Raw genomic sequence first — 2,076 nt, 5'->3', positions numbered from 1 at the left:
CATAGCTCCACGTCTCGTAGGTCTGACGACCGAAGGGCGTGGTGTTGACGAGCAGGTCTTCCGACCGCGTACGGGTGGCGATACCGCCGTTCTCCGTGTACGTGTTGGCATCCGTGCGGGCCAGACCCGTCGTCCGCGTCGAACCCGTCAGCCAGTTCGCGCGCTGGAAAAGATCCATCCACACATTGGAACACGAGGTCCGGATCTCGCACGGCGATATGCCAAAGAACGGTTTGTTTCTTCGTTACCGAAGGGAATGATCGTTTATATCATGACAACGAACGCGAGCAAGAATCCTGCTAGCAAGTCATTTTTCAGCCGTTCGACGACATCATCAACATATTGGAACGCTACCCATTCAGGTGACGGTGACAAAGGCTACGGAACAGTATCCAAGCGGCATCCCAACGATTCGGCTTCGCCATCAACATATTCGAACACTACCGACAGTATTCAAGCGGCATCCCAATGATTCGGTTTCGACATCCACATTTTGGAACCCTACCCTACCGCACGATACTACTCCACGTGTGCAAGCGATTAACTATCAATGAATTCATCGTGCTAATATTATCGAGGTTCAAGGCAATGGAATCACCCTGTAAAGTATATGAGAAATAGTTTTTCATATCCACCTTCTCAAGATTTGCGTCGGAAACCTTAAAGGAATCAACAGTAGGATGTATGTTAGTAAACTGCTCCAATGGTTGGATGCTCTTCCAGTATGGAATTGATATTGATATACTATCGCCACTCAAATCCTTATGTGCTAAGCTCTTTGGAAGACCTAGTGTAACTGTCAGTACAGTTCGACCATGAGGACTAACCCTTAGAAAAAGTGCCTTACGTGGCACTAATGGTCCGACTTGATTTTGTCCTAATGAACCATACTTAGAGGGATGTATTCGCGAGATCACATTCCCGCTCCACTCTCTAGCAGGAAGTGTTACGCCTCTTTCGTCTCCAAAGAATTCTACATAATAGTAGTCACCACGTACGAATACAGGGCTATTTCCATCATTCCATAACACGATGTTACAGATTAAACGCCCGTTACTCTTAGACGTCTCAGACTTGATATAGACTGAATCCAGAATCATTGATTCTACTGTTCGCTCCAATCTTGGAGCATTTCCTGACTGTTGTGTACATGAGATGCACACTGTTGCCAAAATAGTCAACGGAATAGATGCTCTCATTACTTAGATCCTTTCTGCTGTTGTTGTTTTGCGTCCTTCTCTGCATCCTCGGCCCGTTTGTCAACCTGTGGTGCCCCATGCCACCAACCAAAGACACCAGGAACTTTAAGTTTGGTTTGAATATACATTACAGCATGTGAAAACATCTCATGGGCACCGATAGAACCTTTAGTAACGGTTGATGATATCCTGTCTGCGGTCGGACTTACATATACATGAATATTCTCATCCTTTGAAAACCGCTTTCCTTGATCTGGGATACCTGCAGGTGGCCCACCTTCGAGTATGGGAACGATAGTGATACCACCCTTCAGCGTATTGTCGGAGTCCAAGAATGGTCCACTTTCACCTTCAGGATAACTTGCCAAGGCTCCAGATTTTGCGACGCCATTCTCATCATTGTATTCATAGTCGGCTCCTGTATGTACAAGAATCCCTTGCTTGTTTTCTGCTAACCGAGCAAGTACAGCAATATTGGAGTTGACATCTTGGCCTTGGGCTGCAGCCTTTAGCAGACTGGCATCTACCCTTCCGTTGTCATCGAACTGCACCGCATCTCTGAATCTTGAAGGGACCGAACTACGAATAGTTTCACGGGAGGCAATATCCGCCGCCTGCACCCACTTGCCACCACCGTCCAGTTGCGTGACGGGGTTGCTCATCGAATAGTGGAAGGGCGTCAGAGTCGGATACAACGCCCACAGCGGATCCACGGACAGAAATCGTCCATACCCTGCATCGTACTGCCGTACGCCATAGAAGCCCAACGCGCTCTCGTTGTCCGTCTCACGGCCGATGTAGCCCGTACGACCCATCAGCGCTTCGTTCGGAAGATTCACGTCCTCGCCGAAGGCCGTGTACGCTCGCTGATCCGCAC

1 pseudogene is annotated in these 2,076 nt (G+C 48.5%); it reads right to left on the bottom strand.

Going from position 1 to position 2,076, the window contains the following annotated elements:
* Positions 1 to 1,198: 1,198 nt before the first annotated feature.
* Positions 1,199 to 2,076, bottom strand: a pseudogene (locus tag BGO89_03125) (hypothetical protein).

Source organism: Candidatus Kapaibacterium thiocyanatum (assembly GCA_001899175.1).
GTDB classification, from domain to species: domain Bacteria; phylum Bacteroidota; class Ignavibacteria; order Kapaibacteriales; family Kapaibacteriaceae; genus Kapaibacterium; species Kapaibacterium thiocyanatum.
Note: the sequence above shows the minus strand (reverse complement) of the source record. Positions and strands in the feature narration are given on the sequence as shown.